Origin of the sequence: Rhizobium sp. 62_C5_N11_2 (genome assembly GCF_051811185.1) — a bacterium.
Lineage (GTDB): Bacteria > Pseudomonadota > Alphaproteobacteria > Rhizobiales > Rhizobiaceae > Rhizobium > Rhizobium leguminosarum.
Genome location: NZ_JBPWPW010000001.1, coordinates 3,383,337 through 3,408,327 on the forward strand (window position 1 = coordinate 3,383,337; position 24,991 = coordinate 3,408,327).

The window sequence follows — 24,991 nt, forward strand, 5'->3', positions numbered from 1 at the left end:
TGATGTGCATTGCGTGCCGGCCTTCCTTTTCCAAGGGATTGAACGCCGGGGGAATCATGGGGGCAGAGGCCCTCGTTCAAAGCAGCAAGACCTGAACAGCATCACTTCATCTTGAGGTTGGCGGCAGTGAATCGGCCGTCGAGATTGGAGGACCGGTATGACTTACGCGCTTCGACAGATGGTGGTGCTTGGCTATATTGCCGCATTCATGCCTCTCCCCGCGCTGGCCCAGAGCGCCCCACCGCCCCCGCCCGTCACCGTCGCCAAGCCGGTCGTTCGCGATGTCGTCGACAGCGACGAGTTCATCGGCCGTTTCGAGCCGGTCGACGAAGTCTCCGTTCGCTCGCGCGTCGGTGGTTACCTGCAGGAAATCCATTTCCAGGACGGCGCATTGGTCAAGCAGGGCGACCTGCTCTTCGTTATCGATCAGCGGCCGTTCGTAACCGCGCTCAATCAGGCAAAAGCGACACTCGAATCGTCGCAATCGGCCCTGGTCTTTGCCGATGCGCAATATAAACGCGCGCAGTCGCTTGCTGCGAGCGGCAGCCAGTCGGCGCAGACGCTGGATGATCGCCGCCGGGAATTCGATTCGGCCGAGGCCAATGTCCGCGGCGCGCAGGCCGCAGCCGATCGCGCCTCTCTCGACATGGAATATACCGAGATCAAGGCGCCGCTCAGCGGCCGCATCGACCGCCGGCTGATCTCGGCCGGCAACCTCGTGCAGACCGACCAGACTGTGTTGACGACGATCGTTTCGCTCGACCCGATCGATTTCTATTTCGACGTCGATGAGCGCCGCCTGCTGAATTTCGCCGACACGGCGCGCAAACTGGGCAAGGATCTCCAGCAGGGCGGCGGCGGACTGGATGTATCCGTGACGATCTCGGATCCCAGTGCCAAACCATTCAAGGGAAAGCTCGATTTCGCCGAGAACCGGGTCGACAATGAGAGTGGCACCATTCGTCTCCGTGCCCGCTTCCCCAACCCAGATCTCGTCCTCCAGCCCGGCCTTTTCGGTCGCATACAGGTCGAAGCCTCCAACACTTACCAGGCCATCCTCGTCCCCGACGAGGCCATCGGCTCGGACCAGAATGAGCGCGTCGTTTATATCGTCGGGACAGACGGCACGGTTTCGACCAAGCCGGTGAGACCCGGACCGCGGCTCTACGGCTACCGTGTCATACGCGAGGGCCTTGACGGCACCGAGACGATCATCGTCAACGGCCTGATGCGCGCCCGGCCGGGTGCAAAGATCACGCCTCAGATGACCGAACTGCCGCAGGAGCGGCAGGACACTGCGCCCGAAACCGCCGGCGCGGAGAGCGGACAATGAGATTTGCTCATTTTTTCGTGGACCGGCCGATCTTTGCGGCCGTGATCTCGATCCTTCTTCTCGTCGTCGGCGGCATTGCCTATACGCAATTGCCGGTATCGCAGTATCCGGAGATAGCGCCGCCGACCATCGTCGTGCGCACCTCCTATCCGGGTGCCGACCCGCAGACGATCGCCGATACCGTTTCGACGCCGCTCGAACAACAGATCAACGGCGTCGAAGACATGCTTTATATGTCTTCTTACTCCAGCGCTGACGGCGCCATGTCGCTGACGATCACCTTCAAGCTCGGCACCGATCTGGACAAGGTCCAGGTGCTCGTCCAGAACCGCGTTTCCATCGCCCTTCCCCGTCTTCCCGAGGAAGTCCAGCGGCTTGGCGTGACCACCGACAAAAGCTCGCCGGATCTGATGATGGTGGTCCACCTGCTTTCGCCATCGCACCGCTATGACCAGCTTTACGTCTCGAACTACGCCCGCAACCGCATCCGCGACGTTCTCGTGCGCCTTGACGGCGTCGGCGACGTGCAGATCTTTGGCGAGCGCCAGTATTCGATGCGAATCTGGCTGGATCCGGAAAAGCTCTCCGCTTACGGGATGACATCCGATGACGTCGTCTCCGCGTTGAGAGATCAGAACGTCCAGGTATCAGGCGGCAAGATCGGTGCCCCACCCGTCACCGGCAAGAATGCATTCGAATATACGGTGCGAACGGATGGCCGCTTCTCCGACGTGCGCGAGTTCCGATATGTCATTGTGAAATCGACGACATCGGGGCGGCTCGTGCAGTTGCAGGATGTCGCCCGGATCGAACTCGGCGCACAGGATTACGTCACCAACAGTTATCTCAACAACGATCCCGCAGTTGCTCTCGGCATCTTCGCCCGGCCGGGAACCAACGCCCTGGACACGGCCCATCAAGTCCAGACGCTCATGAAGGACATATCCCAGAATTTCCCGCCGGGTCTGGAATATCGTATCGTCTACGACACGACCGAATTCATCTCGGATTCGATCACCGAGGTCTATAGAACCATTGCAGAAGCGGCCATCCTGGTGGCAATCGTCGTTCTTGTCTTCCTGCAATCCTGGCGAACCGCGATCATTCCGATCATTGCCATCCCGGTATCGCTGATCGGCACCTTCGCCGTCCTGCTCGCCTTTGGCTTCTCGCTCAACATGCTCACCCTGTTCGGTCTCGTACTGGCGATCGGTATCGTAGTCGATGACGCGATCGTGGTGGTGGAAAACGTCGAGCGCAATCTGGCACGCGGCATGACGCCGAAGCAGGCGTCTCACGTCACGATGGACGAAGTCGGAACCGCCGTCGTCGCCATCTCGCTGGTGCTGATCGCCGTGTTCGTGCCGACAGCCTTCATTCCAGGCATCTCTGGCCAGTTCTACAGGCAGTTCGCGGTCACCATCTCCGTCACCACTGCAATTTCCGCATTGAATTCGCTCACACTGTCGCCCGCGCTCGCAGGCATATTGCTGAAAACCCATGACCATGAAACCAAACGCATGAATGTCGCATCCCGTGTGGGAAGGGGGCTTGCAAACGGCTTCAACCATGGATTCGATCGGCTGAGTTCCGGCTATTCATGGACCGTTCGGCATCTGGTCAGCAGCTGGATTGGGTTGACAGCCGCGATGGTCACCTTCGCCTGCCTGCTCGGAGCGACCTGGTATATGGGCACGAAAGTTCCCGCGGGCTTTATCCCGACCATGGACCAGGGTTACGCCATCATCGTCATACAGCTACCGGACGGCGCCTCGCTCGCGCGTACCGATGCCGTCGTCAAACAGGTGGGCGATATCGCCCGCACCGTGCCCGGCGTCGGCAATGCCGTGCAATTTGCCGGCTTCAGCGGGGCGACGTTCACCAATGCCTCGAATGCCGGCGTCGTCTTCGTCCCGTTCAAATCCTTTGCCGAACGTGAAGAAGGCGGGGAGAATGCCAACAAGATCATCGGCGAGCTTTACGGAAAGCTGCAAAGCATCCAGGAAGCCTTCATCATTGCCATCCCGCCGCCATCCGTGCGTGGCGTCGGCAATTCCGGCGGCTTCAAGATGCAGATTTCCGATCTCGAGAACGCCGACATGACGCGCGTGCTCGGCCTCGCCCGGCAGATGATGGGTGCGGCGGCAACGACCGAGGGGCTGACCGGCGTCTTTACGACATTCTCCGATGCAAGCCCGCAATATTTCCTGGCGATCGACCGCGACAAGGCGCGTTTCCTGAATGTGCCGATCCCCAATATCTTCAACGCCCTTTCCATCAATCTCGGCGTCGCCTATGTGAACGATTTCAATGCGTTCGGCCGCGTCTACCAGGTTCGCGCCCAGGCCGATCGGCAATACCGCATGGACCGGGAAGACATCCTCGCCCTGAAGGTTCGGTCGGCGACCGGCGCGCTGGTTCCGCTTGGAACCTTGATGGACATCCAGGATGCCAGCGGCCCGGCGCTTGTCCAGCGCTACAACATGTACGTCTCGGTGCCGCTTCAGGGCAATCCAACGCCGGGCACGTCGACCGGTGATGCCATCGCCAAGATGGAAGCGCTGGCGGCGAAGATCCTGCCGCAGGGGACCACCTTCGAATGGACGGAACTCGCCTATCAGGAGACCCACACCGGCAACACCGCCATTTATATCTTTGCCCTGTCCGTCGTCTTCGTCTTCCTGGCGCTGGCGGCACAATATGAAAGCTGGGTTCTGCCCTTGGCGATCATTCTCATCGTCCCGCTTGCGGTGCTCGCGGCATTGATCGGGGTCTCTCTGAGGGGAATGGACAACAATGTCCTGACGCAGATCGGCCTGATCGTTCTGATCGGCCTTGCGGCCAAGAACGCCATTCTGATCGTCGAATTCGCCAGGCAAGCGGAAGACGAGGGCAAGTCGCCGGTGGAGGCGGCTATCGAGGCCAGCCATCTTCGCCTGCGCCCGATCCTGATGACGGCATTCGCCTTCATCTTCGGTGTTCTGCCGCTTGCCATCGCCACCGGCCCCGGCGCCGAAATGCGCCAGTCGCTCGGTACCGCCGTCTTTTCGGGCATGCTCGGTGTGACGATCTTCGGCCTGTTCCTGACGCCAGTCTTCTACGTCGTGCTGCGCGGCTGGCGCCGCAAGCGGCCGGCCACTGTAGAGTCAGCGAAGACAGAGCCGGTCAAGGAAGGGGTCGTCTGAGACGATCCCACCCGGCTGAGGAAACGGAAGTCAGGTCGAAAACAGATGCACCTTGCCCTGCCACAAGCGGGCGACGGTCAGTCTGCCGCTGCGGTAGGCGCGCGTATCGATATTGAGCCGCCTCGGCCGTATATCGGGTTCGTCGTTCGGCGTATGGCCGTGAACGACGAGTTTTGGTAGCGGCACCCGGCTTTCGAGAAACCGCTGGCGGATGAGGACCAGATCCTCGTCCGTCTGCCTGTCGAGCGGCAGTTTCGGATTGATGCCGGCATGCACGAAAATCACGCTTGGGGTTTCCAGCAGGACAGGCATCGCCCGCATGAAATCGATATGCGTACGCGGCAGCGACTGCCGTATGAAGGCATCGAGCTTCGCGCCAGTGGGGAAGACCAGCGGCAGGTGCTCCGGATCGAGGCCATAGGATTTGAGCAGCTCCGCTGACCCCATCTGCATCCAATCGTCATAGGAGATCCAGCCGTCGATATAGTCGAGCATGGCGACTTCGTGATTGCCGGCAAGGCAGATGCGGTCGAATCCATCCGGCGGTGGCTCCATGAGATGGTCGATGACCTGTGACGATTCCGGGCCGCGGTCGATATAGTCGCCGAGCGTGACGATCAGCTTACGCCCGGGCAACTGCCCGCCATCGCGCAGGATCGCCGCCTCGGCTTTCACAAGCAGATCGTAGCGACCGTGAATATCGCCGATCGCATAGGTTGGGATACCGGCAATATCCAGCGTCAGACGCGGTCTCGGCTGGCGCGCCATTTTCGAAACCTCGCTGTTGCGAGCACGAGAGTCGCTCATCATATTTCTCGAATAAGGAAGCCCCACTTCACCGTAAGTAGCGTGGAGAACAGGGCAATCAAGCTGGTAAGAAAATTCAAAGCACACGGGTTTTGTAGAAAAACCGGCCTTATCATTCGAGGGGCAATCCCTCACTCCTATATCCATAGAGAAAAGAGTGACCGATGGGAACGGTATCGCAGTTTCATGAGAGCCTGAGGCCTCCCGCGCATCGCATCGAAAGCGAAGAGGAGGCAATATCCACGGCCCGCGATCTCGCCGCCGCATTCCGGCGTCAGGCGAGCGAGCGCGATATCAACCGCATCCTGCCCTTTGCCGAGCTTGATGCGCTGTCGGTGTCCGGGCTGACGGCAATCGCCGTACCGCCTGACCATGAAGGGCTCGACGTGTCGAACGCCCTGCTCGCCGAAATCGTTGCAATCATCGCCGAGGGCGATTCGTCGATCGGCGAGGCGCTGGAAAATCACTTTTGCGTACTGGAAACGCTCCGCACCCAGGCTGCCGAGGATTTGAAGGCATCGCTGTTTGCCCGTGTGCTGCTCGGCGACCGCTTTTCGGCCGCCACCTTCACCGATGGGGCCGAGCTTACCGCCGAAGGTCCGGGCTACCGCCTGAGTGGGCGCACGCGGCAGGCGCCCGGTATTCTATTCGCCGACTGGATCGCCGCTGCTGCCACCGCCCCGCCCAGCCGCCCGGTGACGCTCTATCTCGCACGCGATGATGAAGGCGTGCAGGTGGTCGACGATTGGGACGGCTTCGGCCAGCGCACCAATGGATCAGCGACCGCGATCGTCGGCACGCTTCACGTCAATGCAGATGCGATTGCCCCTGCCCCCTCCTCCGGATATTCGACCGGCATCTCGCTCGGCCTGCTGCTCAAGGCCGGCGTCAGCCTGGGCATCGCGCGGGCCACATGGAGCGACCTGATGGCCGCGATTGGCGATCGCAGCGCGACCATCCTCCCCCGGATCGGCGAGCGCGCCATCCGCATCGAAGCGACGGCGGCAGCCTTGGAACGGGCTGGCCGCAAACTCGACATTGCCCAGGTCAATCCTATGGAGGCAGCGATGGCGGACGCGCATTTTTCCGCCTCGGCCGCCGCAATCCTTGCCGGGGAAACGGCGCTCGACACCGCAAACGCGCTGTTTGAACTTGCAGGAGAAACTTCGGCCGGCATCGGCCTCAATCTCGACCGCCATTGGCGCAATGCCCGCATTCACGCGCTATCGCTGCCGCGGGATAAGTTGATGCACACCGCAGGCGAATATATATCGAAGGCCGGCGGCGCCTAATCAGCTGGCGGCGGAGATCGGGAATTGTTCTTTGGCGCCTTCGATGCGGCCGCCGTCGGCGACGAACTGCTCGAGGGTCATATTGTCGAGAATGGCGGCGATCGCGTCACGAACATCGGTCATCGAGCGCCGCACCTGACAGGTCTCGGGATCGGCACAGTCGTCGCAGGCCTCGTAAGCCGTACGGCTGGCGCAGCGGATCGGCGCCAACGGCCCGTCGAGCGTGCGGATGACATGGCCGATGCGGATTTCGGAGGCCGGCCGTGACAAAGAATAGCCGCCGCCCGGTCCCTTCTTCGAGCGCAGGATGCCGACATTGCGCAGTTCGAGCAGAATGGTATCGAGAAACTTCTTCGGGATATTGTTGCGGGCGGCGATGTCATTGATGAAGGCAGTCTCGCCCGGCGCCAGCCGCGCCAGGTCGACCAGCGCCTTCAGCCCGTATTTTCCCTTTTTCGTCAGCATCGTCGTCGCCTTGTAGAAATCGCAATATTTATCCTGCCAATAGCAGGCAAATAGCGTCAAAAGCGTGAACATACAACAAAATAGCTATTATTTATAGCTTGTATCGGCAACGTCCACAGAAACGCCCGGCAGCCCTGAGAAAGACCGGCCGCCGCACGCCCTGCCGGCAGTCTCGGTCAGATCGTCTTCAGCATGCCGCCATCGACGAAATAGGTCGAGCCGATGCAATAGCTCGCGCGCTCCGAACTCAGGAAGACGAAGACGTTTGCCAGCTCCTCCGGTGTGCCGAAGCGTTTGGAGGCGGCGTGCTCATTGGCAACGCTCTGCAGGTAGCCTTCCCAGTTGCCGCCGGTTTCGGCCGTCAATTGTTTGGCGGTCTTGATCCAGTCGGGCGTCAGGATCAGGCCGGCATTGACGCAGTTGACACGGATATTGTCCTTGATGAGTTCGGTTGAGAGCGTCTTCGAAAACATCATCAGCGCCGACTTGCTGACATTGTAGATCGGCTCGTACCAGAGCGGCTGAACGGCACAGATCGAGGCGTTGTGCAGGATCACACCGCCGCCGCGCTCCTTCATCTGCGGGGCGATGCCGCGCGCCAGCCGCACGGCGGCCATCACATGCAAGTCCCAATAGGTCTGCCACTTCTCGTCGGGTGCCTCCATTACCGTCTCGTTCGATCCGGTGCCGGCATTGTTGATGAGGATATCGGCGCCGCCTCTTTCGGCCGCCGCCGCTATAATCGCCTCGGTTCCCGCAACCGTTGCCACATCGGCGACAACAGCGGCGGCGCTGACCCCGTATGTCTCGGCGATACGGGCGGCTTCCGCCTCGAGCCGTTCGCCGCCGCGCGCTGCCAGCAGGAGGTTGGCGCCCTCAGCCGCCAGCCCCTCGGCGATCGCCAGCCCGATGCCGACCGATGCACCTGTTATGACGGCAGTCTTTCCCTTCAATCCGAGATCCATGTCTTCCTCCGCAAACGGCCGGAGATTCCGGCCTGATGTGCTGAGTGTTCCGCCAATGAATCCCGGCGTCAAGCGCCCCGAACACCTCTTGCGGCAGGCGCCGATCTGTCGCATGCCTGCATCAACACTTGGGAGGAGTTTTCATGCGACGTTATTCAGCCTGCATAGAGTGGCTGTTTGCCGAAGAAGGCGACAGCTTTCCCGATCGCATCCGCCGCGCCCATGCGGCCGGGCTGACGGCGATCGAATTCTGGCGCTGGACCGACAAGGATCTGGACGCGATCGAGGCAGCGCTGAAGGAAACCGGCATTGCCGTCACCAGCCTCGTCGCCGAACCGATGATCGCGCTGACCGACGCCGCCAACCGGCAGGCCTGGCTGAAAGGCCTGGCTGAATCCGTCACTGTCGCGAAACGTCTTGGCGCGCCGGTGCTGATCGCCCAGGCGGGTGACGATCTCCCGGGCTTGACTCGCGAAGAACAGCGCCGGGCACTCACCGAAACGCTGAGAGCCGGCGCCGATATCCTCAAAGGCAGCGGTGTCCGCCTCGGCGTCGAGCCGCTCAATATCCGCATCGACCATGTCGGTTACTTCCTCGATTCGACCCGGGAGGGCCTCGACATCATCGATGACGTCGCCCGCCCCGAGATCGGCATCGTCTACGACATCTACCATTCCGCCGTGATGGACGAACGTACCGAAGAGGTGCTGAACGGCCGCCTCGACAGTATCATCCACGTCCATGTCGCCGATCACCCAGGCCGCAACGAACCGGGTTCCGGCAGCATCGACCTTGCTCCTCGCCTCGGCTGGATCTTCGCCAACAGCTATGACGGCGCCGTCGGTTTGGAATACCGGCCGACCAGGCCCGGTGCGGGCGCAGTCAAGGCCGCGATTGCATCGCTCGGCGGTTAGGCTGAGCTGGCGCCTTCGGCGAAGGCTTCAAGCTCGGGATCGAAATCGACCTCGACGACATTGTTGAAGACGGCGGTGGCCAGCATGATGCCGGCGAAGGCGACGAGATCAACGAGAACCTTGGTCTCGTAGCGCTCTTTCAGCTTTGCCCAGAGTTCAGAGGGAACGGCATTGGAATCGGCGACGATCGCCTTGCCGAAGGCGTCGAGCAGCACTTCTTCGTCGGAAAGCTCCAGCGCGTCGGGATTGAAGCCCTTGTTGATCAGCGCCCGGCGGAAGAAGGTGATGGCGATTTTCGATTGCGACGCCTTCGAGATCGCATGCGAGAAAATCCAGATCGCCCGGTCGTTAATCGCAGGGTCGAGTTCGGCGCGCAGCGTGAACCATTCGGCATAGATGCGATGGGCGGCCGGCGAATGCAGCAGCGTGCGCTTCATGTTGGTCATCCGTCCGCGCAGCCTGATTTCCTCGTCATGCGCCGCACGAACCTCTTCCGAAGCGGTGTCGTAATCGATCTGCGGGAGATGGCTCATCGGGTCCGTTCTTTCCTTTGTGCATAGAAGCTATCGGGGCGCCGAGATATTGTGCAACAGCCCAGCGGCAAATCCGCTTGGCCGCCGCCCGGCGCCGGCCTAGACTGACCAAATCGAAGCTGGAGGCAAGGCATGAGCGACGACCACGAGCAGCATCATGTCGACTGGCGGGAACATGGCGTCAAGGTCATTCCCGGCAATTCGCTCGATCCGAACACCGCGCAGACGCCGGGCATGAACCGCGCGACGGCGATCAACAATGCGCGCGCCGGCGCCGAGAAGATCTGGGCGGGAACGGTGACGATCCATGCCAATGCCAAGACCGGCGCCCATCATCACGGCGATCTCGAAAGCATCATCTACGTGGTCAAGGGCAGGGCCCGCATGCGCTGGGGCGAGCATCTGGAATATACTGCCGAGGCCGGCCCCGGCGACTTCATCTACGTTCCGCCCTTTGTGCCGCATCAGGAGATCAACGCCAGCCGCGACGAGACGCTGGAATGCGTGCTCGTCCGCTCAGGCCAGGAACCGGTCGTCGTCAATCTCGACATCGAGCCGGTCGAAAAGCCGGAAGACGTCGCGTGGATCGACCCAATCCACCGATAGGCAATTCACGTTCGAGCAAGCGGCTGACATCCTCAGCCGCCGAACGCTCTGCAAGGATCATCGCAGACCGCTTTAGGCGGGGACGGCGCCTGCGCCTTTCATAACAGGGTTCTCGATGATCCGGCCGGTATCGGCGGCATAGAGGTGGATCTGGTCGTAATCGATCGCGATGCCGATCGGATCTCCCGACTTCACCTTCACGGCCTCGGTCAGCGCCACCGCAAAGGGCAGCCCGTCGAAATCGGCGTGCACGACGCGGCTCGCGCCGAGCTCTTCGATGAAATCGGCCGTTGCGGTGAGGGCGCCGAGCGCATCCGGGGCCACCAGCCGGGCGGCTTCGGCGCGCATGCCGAGTACGACGCGTTTGCCTTTCAGCGGTGCAGCGCGTTCGCGCGGCAGTACGACCTTGCGGCTCTGATCGTAGACGAAGACGCCCTCGTCATTGATCGTGCCCTCGAGCAGGTTCATCGCCGGCGTGCCGACGAAGCCCGCGACGAAGCGCGAGACCGGATGATGATAGACCTCTTCCGGCGTGCCGACCTGCTCCACCCTGCCGCCGTTCATCACCACCAGCCGGTCGGCCAGCGTCATCGCTTCGGTCTGGTCATGCGTGACGAAGATCGAAGTGGCGCCGAGACGACGGTGCAAGCGGCGGATTTCGGCGCGCATGGCGATGCGCAGCTTGGCGTCGAGGTTCGACAGCGGTTCGTCGAAAAGAAACACCTTCGGTTCGCGGATCATCGCGCGGCCCATGGCGACGCGCTGGCGCTGACCGCCGGAAAGAGCGGCCGGCCGGCGTTCGAGGAAGGGTTCGAGGCTGAGCGCCTTGGCGACCTCGCCGATGCGCCGGCTCCGCTCCGCCTTCGAGACGCCGGCCACCTTCAATGCGTAGCCGATATTCTCGGCAACGCTCATATGCGGATAGAGCGCATAGTTCTGGAACACCATGGCGCAGCCGCGCTCGCGCGGTTCCAGCTGGTTGACGACGCGGCCGTCAATGGCGATTTCACCGCCAGTGATTTCCTCGAGGCCGGCGATCATGCGCAGCAGGGTGGACTTGCCGCAGCCGGAGGGGCCGAGGATGACGATGAACTCGCCGGACTGGATGTCGAGATCGACGCCGTGAACGACGGGATTCTTGCCGTAGTTTTTCTTCACGCCACGAATGGAGATCGGTGCCAAGGGAATACTCCTTCACTTCTCGGTGGAGATAAGGCCGCGTACGAACCAGCGCTGCATCAAAATGACGAGGATCAATGGCGGCGACATGATGATCAGGGTTCCGGCCATGGCGACGTTCCAGTCGGGCAGACCGAATTCGGACGGGATGAGGGTCTTGAGCTGCGTCACGGCGATTCCGAATTTCGGATCGGTGGTGATCAGCAGCGGCCAGAGATACTGGTTCCAGGCCCAGACGAACATGATGGTGAAGAGCGCGATCATGTTTGGCCGCGAAAGCGGCAGCAGAATATCCCAAAAGAACCGGACCGGGCCCGATCCGTCCATCTTCGAGGCCTCAGCAAGTTCGTCGGGAACCGTCAGGTAGAACTGCCGGTAAAGGAAGGTGCCGGTCGCGGTCGCGACCAGCGGCAGAACGAGACCGGGATAGGAATTCAGCAGGCCCCACTCGAGCTTGATCTGGAAGCCGGTGATCTGTGCAACGAGCCAGCTTATGCCGGTAAAGTCGAGGATCGTCTGGAAAGGCTGCAGCGCGTTGGCCGCAATCGAATAGGTCGGCACGATGCGGACTTCCAGCGGCAGCATCAGCGTGATGAAGATGATCCAGAAAATCACGTACCGGCCACGGAAGCGGAAGTAGACGATGGAGAAGGCTGCCATGGAAGACAGCATGACTTTGCCGGCGCCGACCGTTGCGGCGAAGATGATGCTGTGGAACAGCTTGTTGCCGAGATCGGCGCGAACCCAGGCCGTCTCAGCGTTTTCCCAGAAATGCGAGCCCGGAGTGAGCGGCAGCGGCACGCGATTGACCGTCTCCAGATCCAGCGTCGACGCGATGATGACGATGGCGAAAGGCAGAAGCGCGATCACCATGCCGAGCGCGAGAAGCGTATAGCAGATGAAGTTGAATATCGGCGTGCGTTCGATCATGTCCGCGACCTCACTTGTAGTGCACGCGCCGCTCGATGAAGCGGAACTGGAAGATGGTAAGAAGGACGACGAGCACCATCAGGATGATGGATTGCGCTGCGGCGCCCGAATAGTCGAGACCTCTGAAGCCGTCGAAATAGATCTTGTAGACCATGAGCTCGGTGGCGCGCGCCGGGCCGCCCTGCGTCATGACGTCGACGATACCGAAGGAATCCTGGAAACTCTCGGTGATGTTGATGACGAGCAGGAAGAACAGCGTCGGCGTCAGCAGGGGCAGCTGGATATCCCAGATCCGGCGCATCGGCCCCGAACCATCCATTGCGGCGGCCTCGATCAGCGAGCGCGGAATGCCTTGCAGCGCCGAGAGGAAGAAGATGAAGTTGTAGCCGATATATTTCCAGGAGAAGGCGACGATGACGGCGATCATCGCATCCTTGCCGTCGAGTGCGGGGTTCCAGAGGCCGGGCCAGACGTGGTTGATAACCGACAGAAGGCCGGCTTCCGGAGCCAGGATGAAGCGGAAGGCGAGGCCAAGAGCGGGAGCGGCAATTGCGTAAGGCCAGATGAAGACGGACCGGTAGACCTTGTGGCCGCGCAGTTCGCGATCTGTCAAAAGCGCCAGGATGAGCGCCAGCCCCATGGCAATGGCCGTCGAGCTGAAGCCAAAGATCATGCTGCGGGTGATCGAGTCCCAATAGATCGGATCGGTGAGCAGCTGTCTGAAATTGTCGAAACCGACCCAGGCATTGCCGCCGCCCCATGGCTGCTCGAGCGTGAACGCCCAATAGAGCGCCTGCGCACTCGGCCAATAGAAGAAGACGAAGATCAGCAACAGCATCGGAAATGCGAAGAGCAGTCCGATCGTCGTTGAGGAGAAAGTGACGCGCTTTTCCATGAGTGGTCGTTTTCGTCCTGGTTTGGTTTAAAGCATGTCGAGCAAAAGTGTGCAGCGGTTTTGCGGTAACGACATGCGTCGAAATAATGATCTAAAGCGCGAGCGGCGCGCTTTAGGCGCGGGCGGGGAGTTCGCATCCGCGGCCGACTAAAGAACTTACAAAGACGCACCCGGCGCGCGAAACGCGGGCCGGGTGCGGCTCATATCAAGCGATCAGGGGAGCTGAACGTTCTTGTAGGTCTGCTGGAAGCGACGCAGCAGCGTATTGCCGCGTTCGGCAGCCCCATCGAGCGAAGCCTGGACATCGGCATTGTTGACGAAGATTGCCTGCAGACCATTGGCGATTTCGGTGCGGACCTGCAGCAGGCCACCGAGGCGGATGCCGTGCGGAGCCGCGTCGCCAGCCGGGGAAGCGGTCAGGCTCTGAATGGCGAGTTCGCGGCCGGCATAAGGAGCCTTGTCGTAGAAGCCCTGCTTCTTCAGATATTCGAAGCCGGAGTTACGAACCGGGATGTAGCCGGTAACGGTCGACCAGGTAAGAGCTTCTTCCGGCTTTGCGATGAAGTTGAAGAAGGCAGCGGCAGCCTTGTATTCAGTGTCGGAATGACCCTTCAGAACCCAGAGCGAAGCGCCGCCGACATAAGAGCTGTGGCGGGTTGCGTCGCCGTAGGTCGGGAGCATGGCAACGCCCCAGTTCATGCCCTGCTTGGCGGTGCGGCCAACATTGCCGTGGTCGCCGACCGAGGTCAGGATGACCTGGCAATCGCCAGCGGCAAAAGCTTCGACGAAGGTCTGGCCGACAGCCTTGTTCTTGATGACGGCAAGCTTGTTGTCGTACCAGGACTTGAGGTCCTTGACGTAGCTGACGAGAAGCGGGTTCTTGTTGAACACCAGCTCGCCGTCGAGACCTTCAAAGCCGTTCTTCTTCGTGGCGATCGCTTCGCCGTTTACGGCTTCGAACTGCTCGATATACTGCCAGACTTCGTTGTTGGAGATGTCAAAGCCGAGCGGGCAAGCATAGCCTGCATCCTTCAGAGCCTTGAGGTCTTCGCCTGCTTCCTTCCAGGTTGCCGGAGCATGATCCTTGCCGATCTTGGCGAAGGCGTCCTTGTTCCAGTAGAGCAGAGCGGTCGAGGAGTTGAAGGGGAAGGAGTACATCTCGCCCTTCGAGGTCGCGTAGTAACCGGAGATACCGGAGAAATAGTCGTTCCAGTCGACCGTGTAGCCCATGTCGGCCATCAGCTTGTTGGCCGGGTAGTAGGCGCCGGAGAGCATGATGTCGAGCGTGCCGGCGTCGGAGACCTGGGCGATGGTCGGCTGCTTGCCGGCGCGGAAGGCAGCGATGGTGTTCTGCAGGGAAGCGTCGTAGCTGCCCTGGCTGGTGCAGACGACTTCGTAGTCGGCCTGCGACTGGTTGAAGCGATCGCACTGCTCCTGGACACGCTTTGCAATGTCACCGGAATTACCGAACCAGAAGTCAATCTTGGTCTTATCGGCGGCGGCAGCGGGACCAGCAAGAAACGCTGTAGCGAGAAGGGCGCCAACGGCGCCGAGAAGCTTGGCTTGCATGAGAACCTCGAACGTAAAAGGGACGCGCACTTTCAGCGCACGCCCTATTAGCTGGTTCAAATTGCCGCGGCCAATGAATATTACATGACATGAAATGAGCGAACTCCAGTTGTCATAAAACCTTCATACAGTCGTTATTCGCCAACCTCGGGGAAATATTTAGAGAAATTTCGCCGATTGCTTCAGCATGTAGTCAATAAATTACACCTATATTCGAAACAATGGATTCTTAGGGGATATTTAATATTTATTTATATTACGACGGAGCGCCGTTATTCGCCTGCTCCGCCGCAACGAAACTTGCAAAACGCTGACATTTTTGCCGTTGCACTGGTGTGCAACCTCAGGATTTAGACCTCAGGATTGAAGGGAATCCTTCAGGATCGCCGCAAAACGGGGATCGAATGCACGGCTGATCGGTCCGGCGGCAGCACCAAGCGCCACCGACCAAGGATCGGCCATGCCGGGCTGCAGGCGCGGCAGCGTCCGGCCACGACGCTCGGCGATCGAGGGCAGCAACGGGCCGATTGCCGCAATCAACCTGTTCACCAACGCTTCCGGCGCGCTGCCACAGAGGATCACCGTCTGCGGATCGAACAGCGTCTCAAGGAGATGGATGCTCCAGCGCAGATCCATTGCTGCCGCCTCGACCCAGGCGTGGATGCTTTGATCGCCCCTCAAGGCGAGATCGTTGATCCGTGCATAAAGGCCGGGATCGGCGGGATCGATCGACAGATGCTGGTAGAGCGAGGCGAGCGAAGCGCGATGTTCGAGCGGCGTCGATTTGCCGTCGGCAAACAACAGTGCCATACCGATCTCGCCGGCATTGCCGTTGGCGCCGCGGTAGAGCTCGCCGTTCAGAATGAGGCCGGCGCCGATGCCATAACCGACGAAGAGGCAGACGGCATGGTCGAGGCCATGGGCGGCTCCCACCATGCGCTCGGCGGTCGCCGCCGCCGCCGCGTCGTTTTGCAGGCCGACATCAAGCCCGGTGCCGGCAGTCAGCGTTTCCAACAACGGAAATTTCTGCCAGGTCTCCATCATCCACGGATCGTCGCCGCTGCCGGCGACCCCGAAGGGCCCTGGCATGGCGGCGCCGAGACCGACCAGCCGCTTTTCCGACTGCTGGACGATCCCGGCAAGTTTTGACCGCACGCTGGCGACGAGATCGAGGATGACCTTCGTCCCGTTCGACGGACCGCCTGGTGGGAGGCCGGCCTCATCACGCACGAGAACGCTGCCGACAAGATCGACGGCGACCGCCCGCGTCACATGCCGGTCGATCTGCAGGCCGATCGCAAAGGCGCCCTCGGGCACCAGGCCGTAGGGTGTCGACGGCTGGCCCCTGCCCCTTCTCACCGCCTCCTGCGAACTGACCAGACCGTCGCGCTCGAGTTCCTCGATGATATTCGACACCGTCTGTTTGGTCAGCCGCGTCGCCCGCGCCAGATCAGCGCGTGAAAGCGCACCGTTGATCCTCAGGGCATCGATCATCACGCGCCGATTATGCGCGCTGGTGCCTTCGTGATTGGTGCCGCTCTTGGCCCGGATCGGGCGGCTGTCATTCATGTGCAATTCCCTCTTGACTCCAATAGAATGTTGAAGAAGTAATAAGTCAAGACACTTGACTTAATAAGGAACCGGAGAGTTCCAGGGAACGCAGGAGCCCGCAAGGCGCTCCGACGACGCTCCGAGACGACGAACAGGCACGTTTTCGCGCGTGCCTTCTCGAACACCGATGGCGGAGGACCGCCCTCGGCAATGCGTAAATGTCAAAAACTGGAGGCTGCAATGCTGAAATCCTTTAACAAGACGCTTCTGGGTGCGGCCTTGATCGGCGCATCCCTTGCGCCGCACGCTTTCGCCGAAACCACGCTGAACGCGCTTTTCATGGCGCAGGCCGCCTATAGCGAGGCCGATGTCCGCGCCATGACCGACGCCTTCGCCAAGGCGAACCCCGACATCAAGGTCAATCTCGAATTCGTTCCCTATGAAGGCCTGCACGACAAGACGGTGCTGGCGCAAGGTTCCGGCGGCGGCTACGACGTCGTCCTCTTCGACGTCATCTGGCCGGCCGAATACGCCACCAACAAGGTGCTGGTCGACGTCTCCTCGCGCGTCACCGACGAGATGAAGAAAGGCGTGCTGCCGGGCGCCTGGACCACAGTGCAATATGATAGCAAATATTACGGCATGCCGTGGATCCTCGACACCAAATACCTGTTCTACAACAAGGAAATCCTCGAAAAGGCCGGCATCAAGACCCCGCCCAAGACCTGGGACGAACTGACCGAACAGGCAAAGACGATCAAGGACAAGGGCCTGCTCGCCACGCCGATCGCCTGGAGCTGGTCGCAAGCCGAAGCCGCGATCTGCGACTACACCACGCTCGTCAGCGCCTTTGGCGGCGATTTCCTGAAGGACGGCAAGCCGGCCTTCCAGACCGGCGGCGGCCTCGATGCGTTGAAATACATGGTCTCCAGCTATTCCTCGGGCCTCACCAATCCGAATTCCAAGGAATTCCTGGAAGAAGACGTCCGCAAGGTCTTCGAAAACGGCGATGCCGCCTTCGCGCTGAACTGGACCTACATGTACAACATGGCCAACGATCCGAAAGACAGCAAGGTCGCAGGCAAGGTCGGCGTCGTGCCGGCGCCGGGTGTTGCCGGCAAGAGCGAGGCTTCGGCCGTCAACGGCTCGATGGGCCTCGGCATCACCTCGGCCAGCAAGCATCCGGATGAGGCCTGGAAATACATCACCTTCATGACGTCGCAGGCGACGCAGAATGCCTATGCCAAGCTGAGCCTGCCGATCTGGGCGTCCTCCTATGAGGACCCGGCGGTCACCAAGGGCCAGGAAGAGCTGATCTCCGCCGCCAAGATCGGCCTTGCGGCCATGTATCCGCGTCCGACGACGCCGAAATATCAGGAGCTCTCGACCGCGCTGCAGCAGGCGATCCAGGAATCGCTGCTCGGCCAGTCCTCTCCCGAGGATGCGCTGAAGTCAGCCGCCGACAATAGCGGCCTCTGAGCAAAGCACGAAACCCCGGGCGGCGCCCACCGTCGCCCGGTTCGATCTCGATAACCTGTGAATGAAGAAGGGTCGCCTTGATGTCGGGCACTTGGCTGACAACCCGCGCGTGGCTTTTGATGCTGCCGCTTCTCGTGGTCATGATATCAGTCATCGGCTGGCCTCTGATCGATACCGTCGGCCTCTCCTTCACCGACGCCAAGCTCGTCGGCACGGAAGGAAACTTCGTCGGCATCGACAATTACGCGAAGATGATCTCAGGCTCGAATTTCCAGCGCACCCTGATCACCACCGCATGGTTCGCGATCGTCTCGGTCGCCGCCGAAATGGTGATCGGCGTTCTGGCAGCTCTGCTGCTGAACCAGCAGTTTCGCGGCCGCACCGCGCTTCGCGCCCTGATGATCCTGCCCTGGGCACTGCCGACCGTCGTCAACGCCACGCTCTGGCGGTTGATCTACAATCCGGAATACGGCGCACTGAACGCCGCGCTGACCCAACTCGGCCTGCTGGAGGCCTACCGCTCCTGGCTCGGAGAACCGGGCACGGCGCTGGCGGCCCTCATCGTCGCCGACTGCTGGAAGAATTTTCCGCTGGTGGCGCTGATCGCACTGGCCGCACTCCAGGCCGTGCCGCGCGACATCACCGCCGCCTCGCTGGTCGACGGCGCCGGCGCTTTCGCCCGCTTCCGCTTCGTCATCCTGCCCTATCTCGTCGGCCCGCTGATGGTGGCCCTGGTGCTGCGCACGATCGAAGCCTTCAAGGTCTTCGATATCATCTGGGTCATGACCCGCGGTGGCCCGGCCAACAGCACGCGCACGCTGTCGATCCTGGTCTACCAGGAAGCCTTCTCCTTCCAGCGGGCAGGCTCGGGGGCATCACTGGCATTGATCGTCACGCTGCTGGTGACGCTGCTTGCTGCCGGCTACGCCGCTCTGGTGCGCAAGACCGCCGGGAGTGCGGCCTGATGGAACGCCAGAGCCCACTCTTTTCTGTTTTCATTCATCTCTGCGCGCTGCTGCTTGCCGCCGTCATCCTGGCGCCGATCCTGTGGCTGTTCATCATGAGCATCTCGCCGGCCGCCGACCTTGCCGCAAAGCCGCTGCGCTGGTGGCCGCAGACGGTGGATTTCTCTCGTTACGGCGTACTGCTTTCGACGATCGAAAACAGCGCCGGCGCCGCCTTCACCTCGTCGCTGCGCAACAGCATCGAAGTGGCGGGCATGGCGACGATCGCCGCCATCGCGCTCGCCATTCCGGCCGGCTGGGCTGTGTCGCGCACACCTTCGGTCGGCTGGTCGCTGTCGATGGTGATCGCCACCTACATGTTGCCGCCGGTCGCGCTCGCCGTGCCGCTCTATATGGGCCTCTCCCATCTCGGCATGCTGAACAACGTCTTCGGCCTCGCCCTCGTCTATCTGACAATTCTCGCGCCCTTTACCACCTGGCTGATGAAATCGGGTTTCGATTCCATCCCGCGCGAGATCGAATCTGCCGCGATGATCGACGGCGCCGGCCTGTTCCAGACGCTGCGGATCATCACGCTGCCGCTCGCCGCCCCCGTGATGGCGACGTCAAGCCTCTTTGCCTTCCTGCTTGCCTGGGATGAATTCTTCTATGCGCTGCTCTTCACCTCGGACCAGCGCGCCAAAACGCTGACCGTCGCCATCGCCGATCTCGCCGGCGGCCGCGTTTCCGATTATGGACTGATCGCGACGGCAGGCGTGCTCGCCGCCCTGCCCCCGGTGCTGATCGGCCTCGTCATGCAACGCGCCCTGATTTCGGGGCTCACCAGCGGCGGCGTCAAGGGATGAACATGACAGCAGAAAGAACCCGGCCGGCCGGGCTTGCCGCGATCGATCGCGAAATGGCCCGCCAACATGCCGATGCGATCGCTTCCTATGAAGCGGCCCAGCCGATGGCGGCGAAGGCCGCCACCTCGCTGAAGAAGACCGGCAGGCTGCTGCTCATCGGAATGGGCGGTTCGCATGCCGTCAACCGCGCCGTCGAGCCGCTCTATCGTGCATGCGGCATCGATGCCCTCGCCTTGCCGCTGTCCGAGCAGCTCGGCCAGCCGTTGCCGATCGCTGGCAGGACGATCTTCGTCACCTCGCAATCCGGCGAAAGCGCCGAGGTTCTGCGATGGTTTAACGAAACCGGCGGCACCGAGGAGACCTTCGGCCTGACGCTCGAAGGCAACTCCTTCCTCGCAAGAACCGCCCCGTCACTCATTGGCGCCGGCGGCACCGAGCTTGCCTTCGCCGCGACCCGGAGCCTGACGGTGACCTTCGCCCTGCATCTGGCAATCCTCGCTGCCCTCGGCGAAGATCCAGACGCCGCGATTGCCGCCCTCAAGGCACCGGAAGACCATGACATCGCCGCCGCGCTCACCGCGCTCGAAAATGTCGCGACCATCGTCACGTCAGGCCGCCGGCTGCAGGGTATCGCCGAGGCGCTGGCGCTCGGATTGACGGAACTGTCGCGTCGTCCCTGCTTCTCGCTCGAAGGCGGCCAGCTGCGCCACGGACCGATGGAGATGCTGGGGCCGGAGATCGGTGTCGTGCTGTTTCGCGGCTTCGACGAGACGGCCGGCCTGGTGACTGCAATGGCGACATCCGCTGTCGAGACCGGCGCCCCCGTCATCCTTTTCGACGCCTCGGGCGAAGCGTCGGTCGCCGGCGCGGTGACGATCCGCTTTGCCCCTGCAACCGGTCTTGCTGCGATCTTCGCCATGCTGCCGGTCGCCCAGCGGCTGATGATCGCCTTTGCCGACGCCCGCGTGGAGTATGCCGGAACGCCGGTCCGCTCCACCAAGATCACCCGGAGCGAATGAATGCGGCCGCTTGCAGTCATCGGCAACGTCAACATCGACCTGATCCTTGGACCGGCCGCCCCCTGGCCAAAGGCCGGGACGGAAATCATCGTCGATCATGATGAGTTACGGGTCGGCGGCGCCGCCGGCAACAGCGCGCTCGCCTGGCAAGCGCTTGGCGTCGAATTCGAGATCGCCGCCAATATCGGCAGTGACCAGTTTGGCCGCTGGCTGAGCGAAGCCTTCGGCCGCCGTTCCGACAAGTGGCCGGTACATCCTGAGAAAACGACGCTCTCCGTCGGCATCACCCATCCGGACGGCGAGCGCACCTTCTTCACGACAAAAGGCCACCTGCCGCGCTTCAGCCTGGCGGATGTCCTCGCGGTCATCGACGGCGCTAGGCTGCAGGGCGGCTACGCCCTTCTCTGCGGCTCGTTCCTGACCGATGACCTGACAGCGGATTATGACGCCTTCTTCGACTGGGCCGACAGCCATGGCATCACCGTCGCGCTCGATACCGGCTGGCCGCTCGACGGCTGGACAGACGAGAATTGCGCAGCGACACGCGCATGGCTCTCTCGCAGCGGTATCGCGCTTCTGAACGAGGTCGAATCGACGACACTTGCCGACATTGCCGATCCGGTCGAGGCGGCCCGTCACACCAGGTCGCATATGCCGGAGGGTGCGATCATCGTCGTCAAGCGCGGCCCCGACGGCGCTCTCGCGATCGGGCCGGACGGCCTGCTGGTTTCGGTGGCTGCACCCGTTGTCGAGGTCGTCGATACGATCGGCGCCGGCGATGTCTTCAACGCCGCCTTTCTCGCCGCGCTCGCAAGCGATGAGCCGCTGATTTCTTGCCTGCAGGCGGGAACCGCAGTCGCCTCGCGCGCCATATCCACCCTTCCCCGCAACTATGGCGGCCCGTCATCTCCCGAGGTGCCTGTGCGATGAGCGCGCTCGAAATTCAGAACATCCGCAAGACCTATGGCGATGTCGACACGCTGAAAGGTATCGACATCTCGTTGGAAAGCGGCGAGTTCCTGGTGCTGCTCGGCTCCTCCGGCTGCGGCAAGTCCACCCTCCTGAACATCATCGCCGGCCTTGCCGAGGCAACGAGCGGCGATGTCAGGATCGGCGGCCGCTCGGTGCTCAGCGTACATCCGAAGGACCGCGATATCGCCATGGTCTTTCAATCCTACGCGCTCTATCCCAATCTGACGGTGCACCGGAATATCGGCTTCGGCCTGGAAATGCGCAAGGTGCCGGCGCCGGAGCGCGACAATGCCGTGCGCGATGCCGCAAGGCTCCTGCAGATCGAAAACCTCCTCGACCGCAAGCCGAGCCAGCTTTCCGGCGGCCAGCGCCAGCGCGTCGCGATCGGCCGTGCGCTGGTGCGCAAGCCTGAGGTATTCCTCTTCGACGAGCCGCTCTCCAACCTTGACGCCAAGCTGCGCATGGAGATGCGCACCGAGATCAAGCGGCTGCATCAGATGCTGAAGACCACGGTCGTCTATGTCACCCATGACCAGATCGAGGCAATGACGCTTGCAAGCCGCATCGCCGTCATGCGCGACGGCCGCATCGAGCAGCTGGGCACGCCGGAGGAGATCTACAACCATCCGGCAACGCTCTATGTCGCAACCTTCGTCGGCGCGCCGCCGATGAACCTGCTGAAGGCAACGGTGCGTGACGGCCGCCTGGCGCTTTCAGGCTCCGATGCCAGCCTGCCCCTGCCCGCCCGCTTCCGCGAGACGGCCGGCAATGGCCGCGAACTTATCCTCGGCATTCGTCCCGAGGCGCTTCGCACAGACGGCACCGGCCCATCGATCGAGGCAATCCTTGAGGTGGCAGAACTGACCGGCCCGGAACTCGTCGTCACCGCCCTTGCCGGAAATCAGCGCCTGATGGCCTGCCTGCCGCCACGCACGCCAATCCGCGACAACGAAAAGCTCACCCTCTTTTTCGACGAGGAAGCAATGCATCTCTTCGACCCGCAAACCGGCCTCAGCTGCGGCCGTTAGCGACGGAACGGCTATCCCCGGCTTTTCAATTTGCCGCGTCGGTGGGCTTGCGCTGGTAGACGTGAATATAGTCGACAAGCAGAATGGAAGGATTCGGCGTTTCATCGATCGGCCAACCCGAGCCGAGTGCCAGGTTCACCAGCGGATAGAACGGCATGTGGAACTCCTTCGGCGTGTCGAAGCTCCAGATGAACTGACGGTCGAGATAAAAACTCGTCTTGTCAGCTTGGATATCGACGCCGTAGGTGTGATATTCGCTGTTCAGAATTCCGTCCTGGACGGTTTGCCAATGGCCACCGGTGCTGTTCTGGCCGCCCTGGCTCTGACGCCAGATATGGAAGCCCATGCTGAATTCGTAGGGCGCGCGCCCATAATATTCCAGCACGTCGATCTCGGAGGTGTATTTCGACCGGTCGAGCCCGATGAGCCAGAAGGCTGGCCAGACGCCCTTACCCGGCGGCAGCTTCATCCGGGCTTCGAAATAACCGAATTGCTGCGAGAATCCTTCGCCTTTCGGGTTCACCGACGACAACAGGCCCGAGCGCCAGGTTCCATCGGCCTCCTTGCGCGCTTCGATCTTCAGAATTCCCTGATCGGTGGTAAACGGAAAGCCGGGGGCTGGATCAGTGAAACGGGCGTCACCGAAATCGCCGTTCCAGGGCGTATGGGCAATCCAGCGGGAGCTTCTCTCTCCCCAGGCCGAGACGTCGAGACTGTCGAAACTCTCCTCGAACGTTAGCTGATACGCATTGATATTGAGTGGTTGCTGAGCCACGCTGGGCTGGCCGGGCAACGCCCCCAGACCGAGAACGATGAGCAAACCCAGAGCCTTAGAAGATATCCCGTAACGCATTCTGCTCCTCCGAAAACGCCAAACCAATCGTTGGACTACACTTGTCTCGATCAAAAGGTGAGAACCCCGTTTCGTCGCGGCATGAGCCTTTGGACGACAATGGTCTCGATGCCGTCGGGCCTTCCCAGAATCTGCCACAGCAGCAACGCGAAGGCCCAGAAGATCGCCACTGCCGCTCCGCCGCAAAGCGCCAGGCTGACGATAAGGTTGAGGCCGGCAGGCATGGCGGAGAGCATCGGCTCGATCCACAGCAGGAAAGCGATCATCGGCAAGCTTGCGGCCAGAGGCCGTAAAAAGGCGTGCAACTGAGCGGCAAACGTCGCGCCGATCAGCCGTCGCGTGATGATGAGCGATGCGGCATAGGCGACAAGCACCGCCACGATCCGCGCGCCCAGTGCTCCTGCCACCTGAAAATAGGCAATGCCCAGGATGGTGACCGGAACCCTGACAGCGAACTCGGCAAACATCCGGAGAGCGAGATAGCGGGTTTTGTTCAGGACCATAGCCAATGGCGGCATCATGTTCGTGGGAAGACCGAGCAAACTGACGATGCACAGCCATTGCAGAATCGGCGCCGCAGATGCCCATTTCTCGCCGACGATGATCCGCACGGCCGGCTCGGCAAGCAGGGCGAGCGCGATGAGGATGGGCGCTGCCACGAAGGTGATCGCGTTCGTCGCCTTCAGATAGGCAGCGATCAGATTACGACGGTCATCGACGGTCGAAAATGCCGCCATCAGCGGACGCAACAATGGCCCGACGAAGGTCTGGTATGGAATACCGGCGATATTGTCGGCAACGCTGAAGGCGCCGAACGTCGACAAGCCGGTAAAGCGCGGCAAAAGCAGCCGGTCCAGTTGCCAGTTGATCGAACTCAGCACCTGCGAGACGGTGTTCCAGCTGATCATGTCCTGAAAGTGCTTCCACTCGGAAAGGCTGAACCTCGGTCGCATCGGCGCAAAGACATAGGAGGTGATCGCCGCAGCGGTCGGGCCCGCAACCGCGCCGATCGCCAGCCCCCAATAGCTGCCGGTCGCGACCGCCACCCCGACACCGAATAGCAGCGTCGACCCCTTGGTGATGAGATCGAGTGCGAACTCGCGTTTGAAATCGAACCGCTGCATGAAGAGAACCATGCGCGGGCTGATCACACTGCGCATGGCAGGCGCGATGGAGAGCACGGCGACAAGAGAGAAAAGCCGGGAATCGTCATAGATCAAAGCCATCGGCCAGGAGATGATCATCATCAGCGTGCTGATGGCCACGCCTCGAAGCAAGCTGAGGGTAAGGGCCGTGGCAAACATATCGTCCGAAGGCGACGGCTGGCGCATCAGGGCCTGCGTCAGCGGCAGGTCCAGGATTGTCTCGACGATGACCAGAACCGAGGTCGCGATGGCGACCAGGCCGAAATCCGCTGGGCTCAAAAGCCTTGCGAGGATCAGGAGGCTGACGAAATCGAGCAGTCGCGCCAGGAATTTTCCGCTGATGGTCCAGATACTCGCCGTCGCCGTCCTCTGAGATACGCTTGACATGATCTATCTTTTATTCCTCGTCGGCGGATTGAGACGGTTTCGGTCGCAGCGGCAAGACAGGCAGCTCCGTCCTT

Annotated in this window: 22 protein-coding genes; 11 read left to right on the forward strand and 11 right to left on the reverse strand. The window is 61.6% G+C overall.

The genetic code is table 11. The features are described from left to right. Positions 1 to 157: 157 nt before the first annotated feature. Together AB8B31_RS16920 and AB8B31_RS16925 are read left to right on the forward strand one after the other, a co-directional pair. Complete coding sequence (locus AB8B31_RS16920; protein ID WP_130758913.1) at positions 158 to 1,333, forward strand: efflux RND transporter periplasmic adaptor subunit; 1,176 nt, start codon at positions 158 to 160, stop codon at positions 1,331 to 1,333. Next, positions 1,330 to 4,518: an efflux RND transporter permease subunit gene (locus AB8B31_RS16925; protein WP_028733253.1), complete on the forward strand. Its 3,189-nt coding sequence runs from the start codon at positions 1,330 to 1,332 to the stop codon at positions 4,516 to 4,518. The genes AB8B31_RS16920 and AB8B31_RS16925 overlap by 4 nt, the downstream gene beginning before the upstream one ends. Positions 4,519 to 4,548: 30 nt before the next feature. Here the strand turns inward: AB8B31_RS16925 and AB8B31_RS16930 are convergent, their stop codons facing one another. Next, positions 4,549 to 5,325, reverse strand: a complete 777-nt coding sequence (locus tag AB8B31_RS16930) for a metallophosphoesterase family protein (protein ID WP_018446912.1) — start codon at positions 5,323 to 5,325, stop codon at positions 4,549 to 4,551. 164 nt (positions 5,326 to 5,489) lie between these two features. Between AB8B31_RS16930 and AB8B31_RS16935 the strand changes: the two genes are divergently transcribed. After that, a complete protein-coding gene (locus tag AB8B31_RS16935; RefSeq protein WP_028733252.1) occupies positions 5,490 to 6,617 on the forward strand; it encodes a monooxygenase in 1,128 nt (375 codons plus the stop codon). Here AB8B31_RS16935 and AB8B31_RS16940 read toward each other — a convergent pair whose 3' ends face one another. Both AB8B31_RS16940 and AB8B31_RS16945 read right to left on the reverse strand, forming a co-directional pair. Continuing rightward, positions 6,618 to 7,082, reverse strand: a complete 465-nt coding sequence (locus AB8B31_RS16940; RefSeq protein WP_026188508.1) for an RrF2 family transcriptional regulator — start codon at positions 7,080 to 7,082, stop codon at positions 6,618 to 6,620. A gap of 176 nt (positions 7,083 to 7,258) precedes the next feature. Next, complete coding sequence (locus AB8B31_RS16945) at positions 7,259 to 8,047, reverse strand: SDR family NAD(P)-dependent oxidoreductase (protein ID WP_028733251.1); 789 nt, start codon at positions 8,045 to 8,047, stop codon at positions 7,259 to 7,261. Between the two features lie 143 nt (positions 8,048 to 8,190). On the opposite strand from AB8B31_RS16945, the gene AB8B31_RS16950 reads away from it, so the two are divergent. Next, complete coding sequence (locus AB8B31_RS16950) at positions 8,191 to 8,961, forward strand: TIM barrel protein (protein ID WP_028733250.1); 771 nt, start codon at positions 8,191 to 8,193, stop codon at positions 8,959 to 8,961. Here AB8B31_RS16950 and AB8B31_RS16955 read toward each other — a convergent pair. Beyond that, entirely contained in the window at positions 8,958 to 9,494 is a 537-nt protein-coding gene (locus AB8B31_RS16955; protein WP_028733249.1) for a hypothetical protein, read from the reverse strand. The genes AB8B31_RS16950 and AB8B31_RS16955 overlap by 4 nt on opposite strands. 132 nt (positions 9,495 to 9,626) lie before the next feature. Between AB8B31_RS16955 and AB8B31_RS16960 the strand changes: the two genes are divergently transcribed. Beyond that, complete coding sequence (locus AB8B31_RS16960) at positions 9,627 to 10,100, forward strand: cupin domain-containing protein (protein WP_028733248.1); 474 nt, start codon at positions 9,627 to 9,629, stop codon at positions 10,098 to 10,100. 72 nt (positions 10,101 to 10,172) lie between these two features. On the opposite strand, the gene AB8B31_RS16965 is transcribed toward AB8B31_RS16960, so the two are convergent. The 5 genes from AB8B31_RS16965 to AB8B31_RS16985 all read right to left on the reverse strand — a co-directional run bounded on the left by AB8B31_RS16965 (position 10,173) and on the right by AB8B31_RS16985 (position 16,242). Next, complete coding sequence (locus AB8B31_RS16965; protein ID WP_130717668.1) at positions 10,173 to 11,282, reverse strand: sn-glycerol-3-phosphate import ATP-binding protein UgpC; 1,110 nt, start codon at positions 11,280 to 11,282, stop codon at positions 10,173 to 10,175. 12 nt (positions 11,283 to 11,294) lie between these two features. After that, positions 11,295 to 12,209 (reverse strand): ABC transporter permease subunit, encoded by a 915-nt coding sequence (locus tag AB8B31_RS16970; RefSeq protein WP_018446920.1) that lies wholly within the window; start codon positions 12,207 to 12,209, stop codon positions 11,295 to 11,297. 10 nt (positions 12,210 to 12,219) lie between these two features. Next, complete coding sequence (locus AB8B31_RS16975; RefSeq protein WP_018446921.1) at positions 12,220 to 13,104, reverse strand: carbohydrate ABC transporter permease; 885 nt, start codon at positions 13,102 to 13,104, stop codon at positions 12,220 to 12,222. A gap of 213 nt (positions 13,105 to 13,317) precedes the next feature. After that, positions 13,318 to 14,673 (reverse strand): extracellular solute-binding protein, encoded by a 1,356-nt coding sequence (locus AB8B31_RS16980; RefSeq protein ID WP_018243350.1) that lies wholly within the window; start codon positions 14,671 to 14,673, stop codon positions 13,318 to 13,320. A gap of 357 nt (positions 14,674 to 15,030) precedes the next feature. Then, the gene (locus tag AB8B31_RS16985; protein WP_131647649.1) at positions 15,031 to 16,242 is read right to left on the reverse strand and encodes an ROK family transcriptional regulator; all 1,212 of its coding nucleotides are present in this window, start codon (positions 16,240 to 16,242) and stop codon (positions 15,031 to 15,033) included. Between the two features lie 222 nt (positions 16,243 to 16,464). Here AB8B31_RS16985 and AB8B31_RS16990 point away from each other — a divergent pair, with 222 nt between their 5' ends. From AB8B31_RS16990 to AB8B31_RS17015, 6 genes are all read left to right on the forward strand, one after another. Then, the gene (locus AB8B31_RS16990) at positions 16,465 to 17,703 is read left to right on the forward strand and encodes an extracellular solute-binding protein (protein ID WP_018243352.1); all 1,239 of its coding nucleotides are present in this window, start codon (positions 16,465 to 16,467) and stop codon (positions 17,701 to 17,703) included. 80 nt (positions 17,704 to 17,783) lie between these two features. Further along, complete coding sequence (locus AB8B31_RS16995) at positions 17,784 to 18,668, forward strand: carbohydrate ABC transporter permease (protein WP_018243353.1); 885 nt, start codon at positions 17,784 to 17,786, stop codon at positions 18,666 to 18,668. Then, positions 18,668 to 19,513, forward strand: a complete 846-nt coding sequence (locus AB8B31_RS17000) for a carbohydrate ABC transporter permease (RefSeq protein WP_012758755.1) — start codon at positions 18,668 to 18,670, stop codon at positions 19,511 to 19,513. Before AB8B31_RS16995 ends, AB8B31_RS17000 begins: the two co-directional genes overlap by 1 nt. Then, a complete protein-coding gene (locus AB8B31_RS17005; RefSeq protein ID WP_131647648.1) occupies positions 19,510 to 20,532 on the forward strand; it encodes an SIS domain-containing protein in 1,023 nt (340 codons plus the stop codon). Before AB8B31_RS17000 ends, AB8B31_RS17005 begins: the two co-directional genes overlap by 4 nt. After that, the gene (locus tag AB8B31_RS17010) at positions 20,533 to 21,462 is read left to right on the forward strand and encodes a PfkB family carbohydrate kinase (protein WP_028733244.1); all 930 of its coding nucleotides are present in this window, start codon (positions 20,533 to 20,535) and stop codon (positions 21,460 to 21,462) included. Continuing rightward, positions 21,459 to 22,532, forward strand: a complete 1,074-nt coding sequence (locus tag AB8B31_RS17015; protein ID WP_028733243.1) for an ABC transporter ATP-binding protein — start codon at positions 21,459 to 21,461, stop codon at positions 22,530 to 22,532. Before AB8B31_RS17010 ends, AB8B31_RS17015 begins: the two co-directional genes overlap by 4 nt. A gap of 25 nt (positions 22,533 to 22,557) precedes the next feature. Here the strand turns inward: AB8B31_RS17015 and AB8B31_RS17020 are convergent, their stop codons facing one another. Next, positions 22,558 to 23,385, reverse strand: coding sequence for a glycoside hydrolase family 16 protein (locus tag AB8B31_RS17020; RefSeq protein WP_026188509.1), 828 nt, complete (start codon positions 23,383 to 23,385; stop codon positions 22,558 to 22,560). Between the two features lie 50 nt (positions 23,386 to 23,435). Continuing rightward, positions 23,436 to 24,917 carry a lipopolysaccharide biosynthesis protein gene (locus AB8B31_RS17025; protein ID WP_028733242.1) on the reverse strand — a complete coding sequence of 494 codons (1,482 nt, stop codon included), beginning with the start codon at positions 24,915 to 24,917 and terminating at the stop codon, positions 23,436 to 23,438. Positions 24,918 to 24,991: the final 74 nt, after the last annotated feature.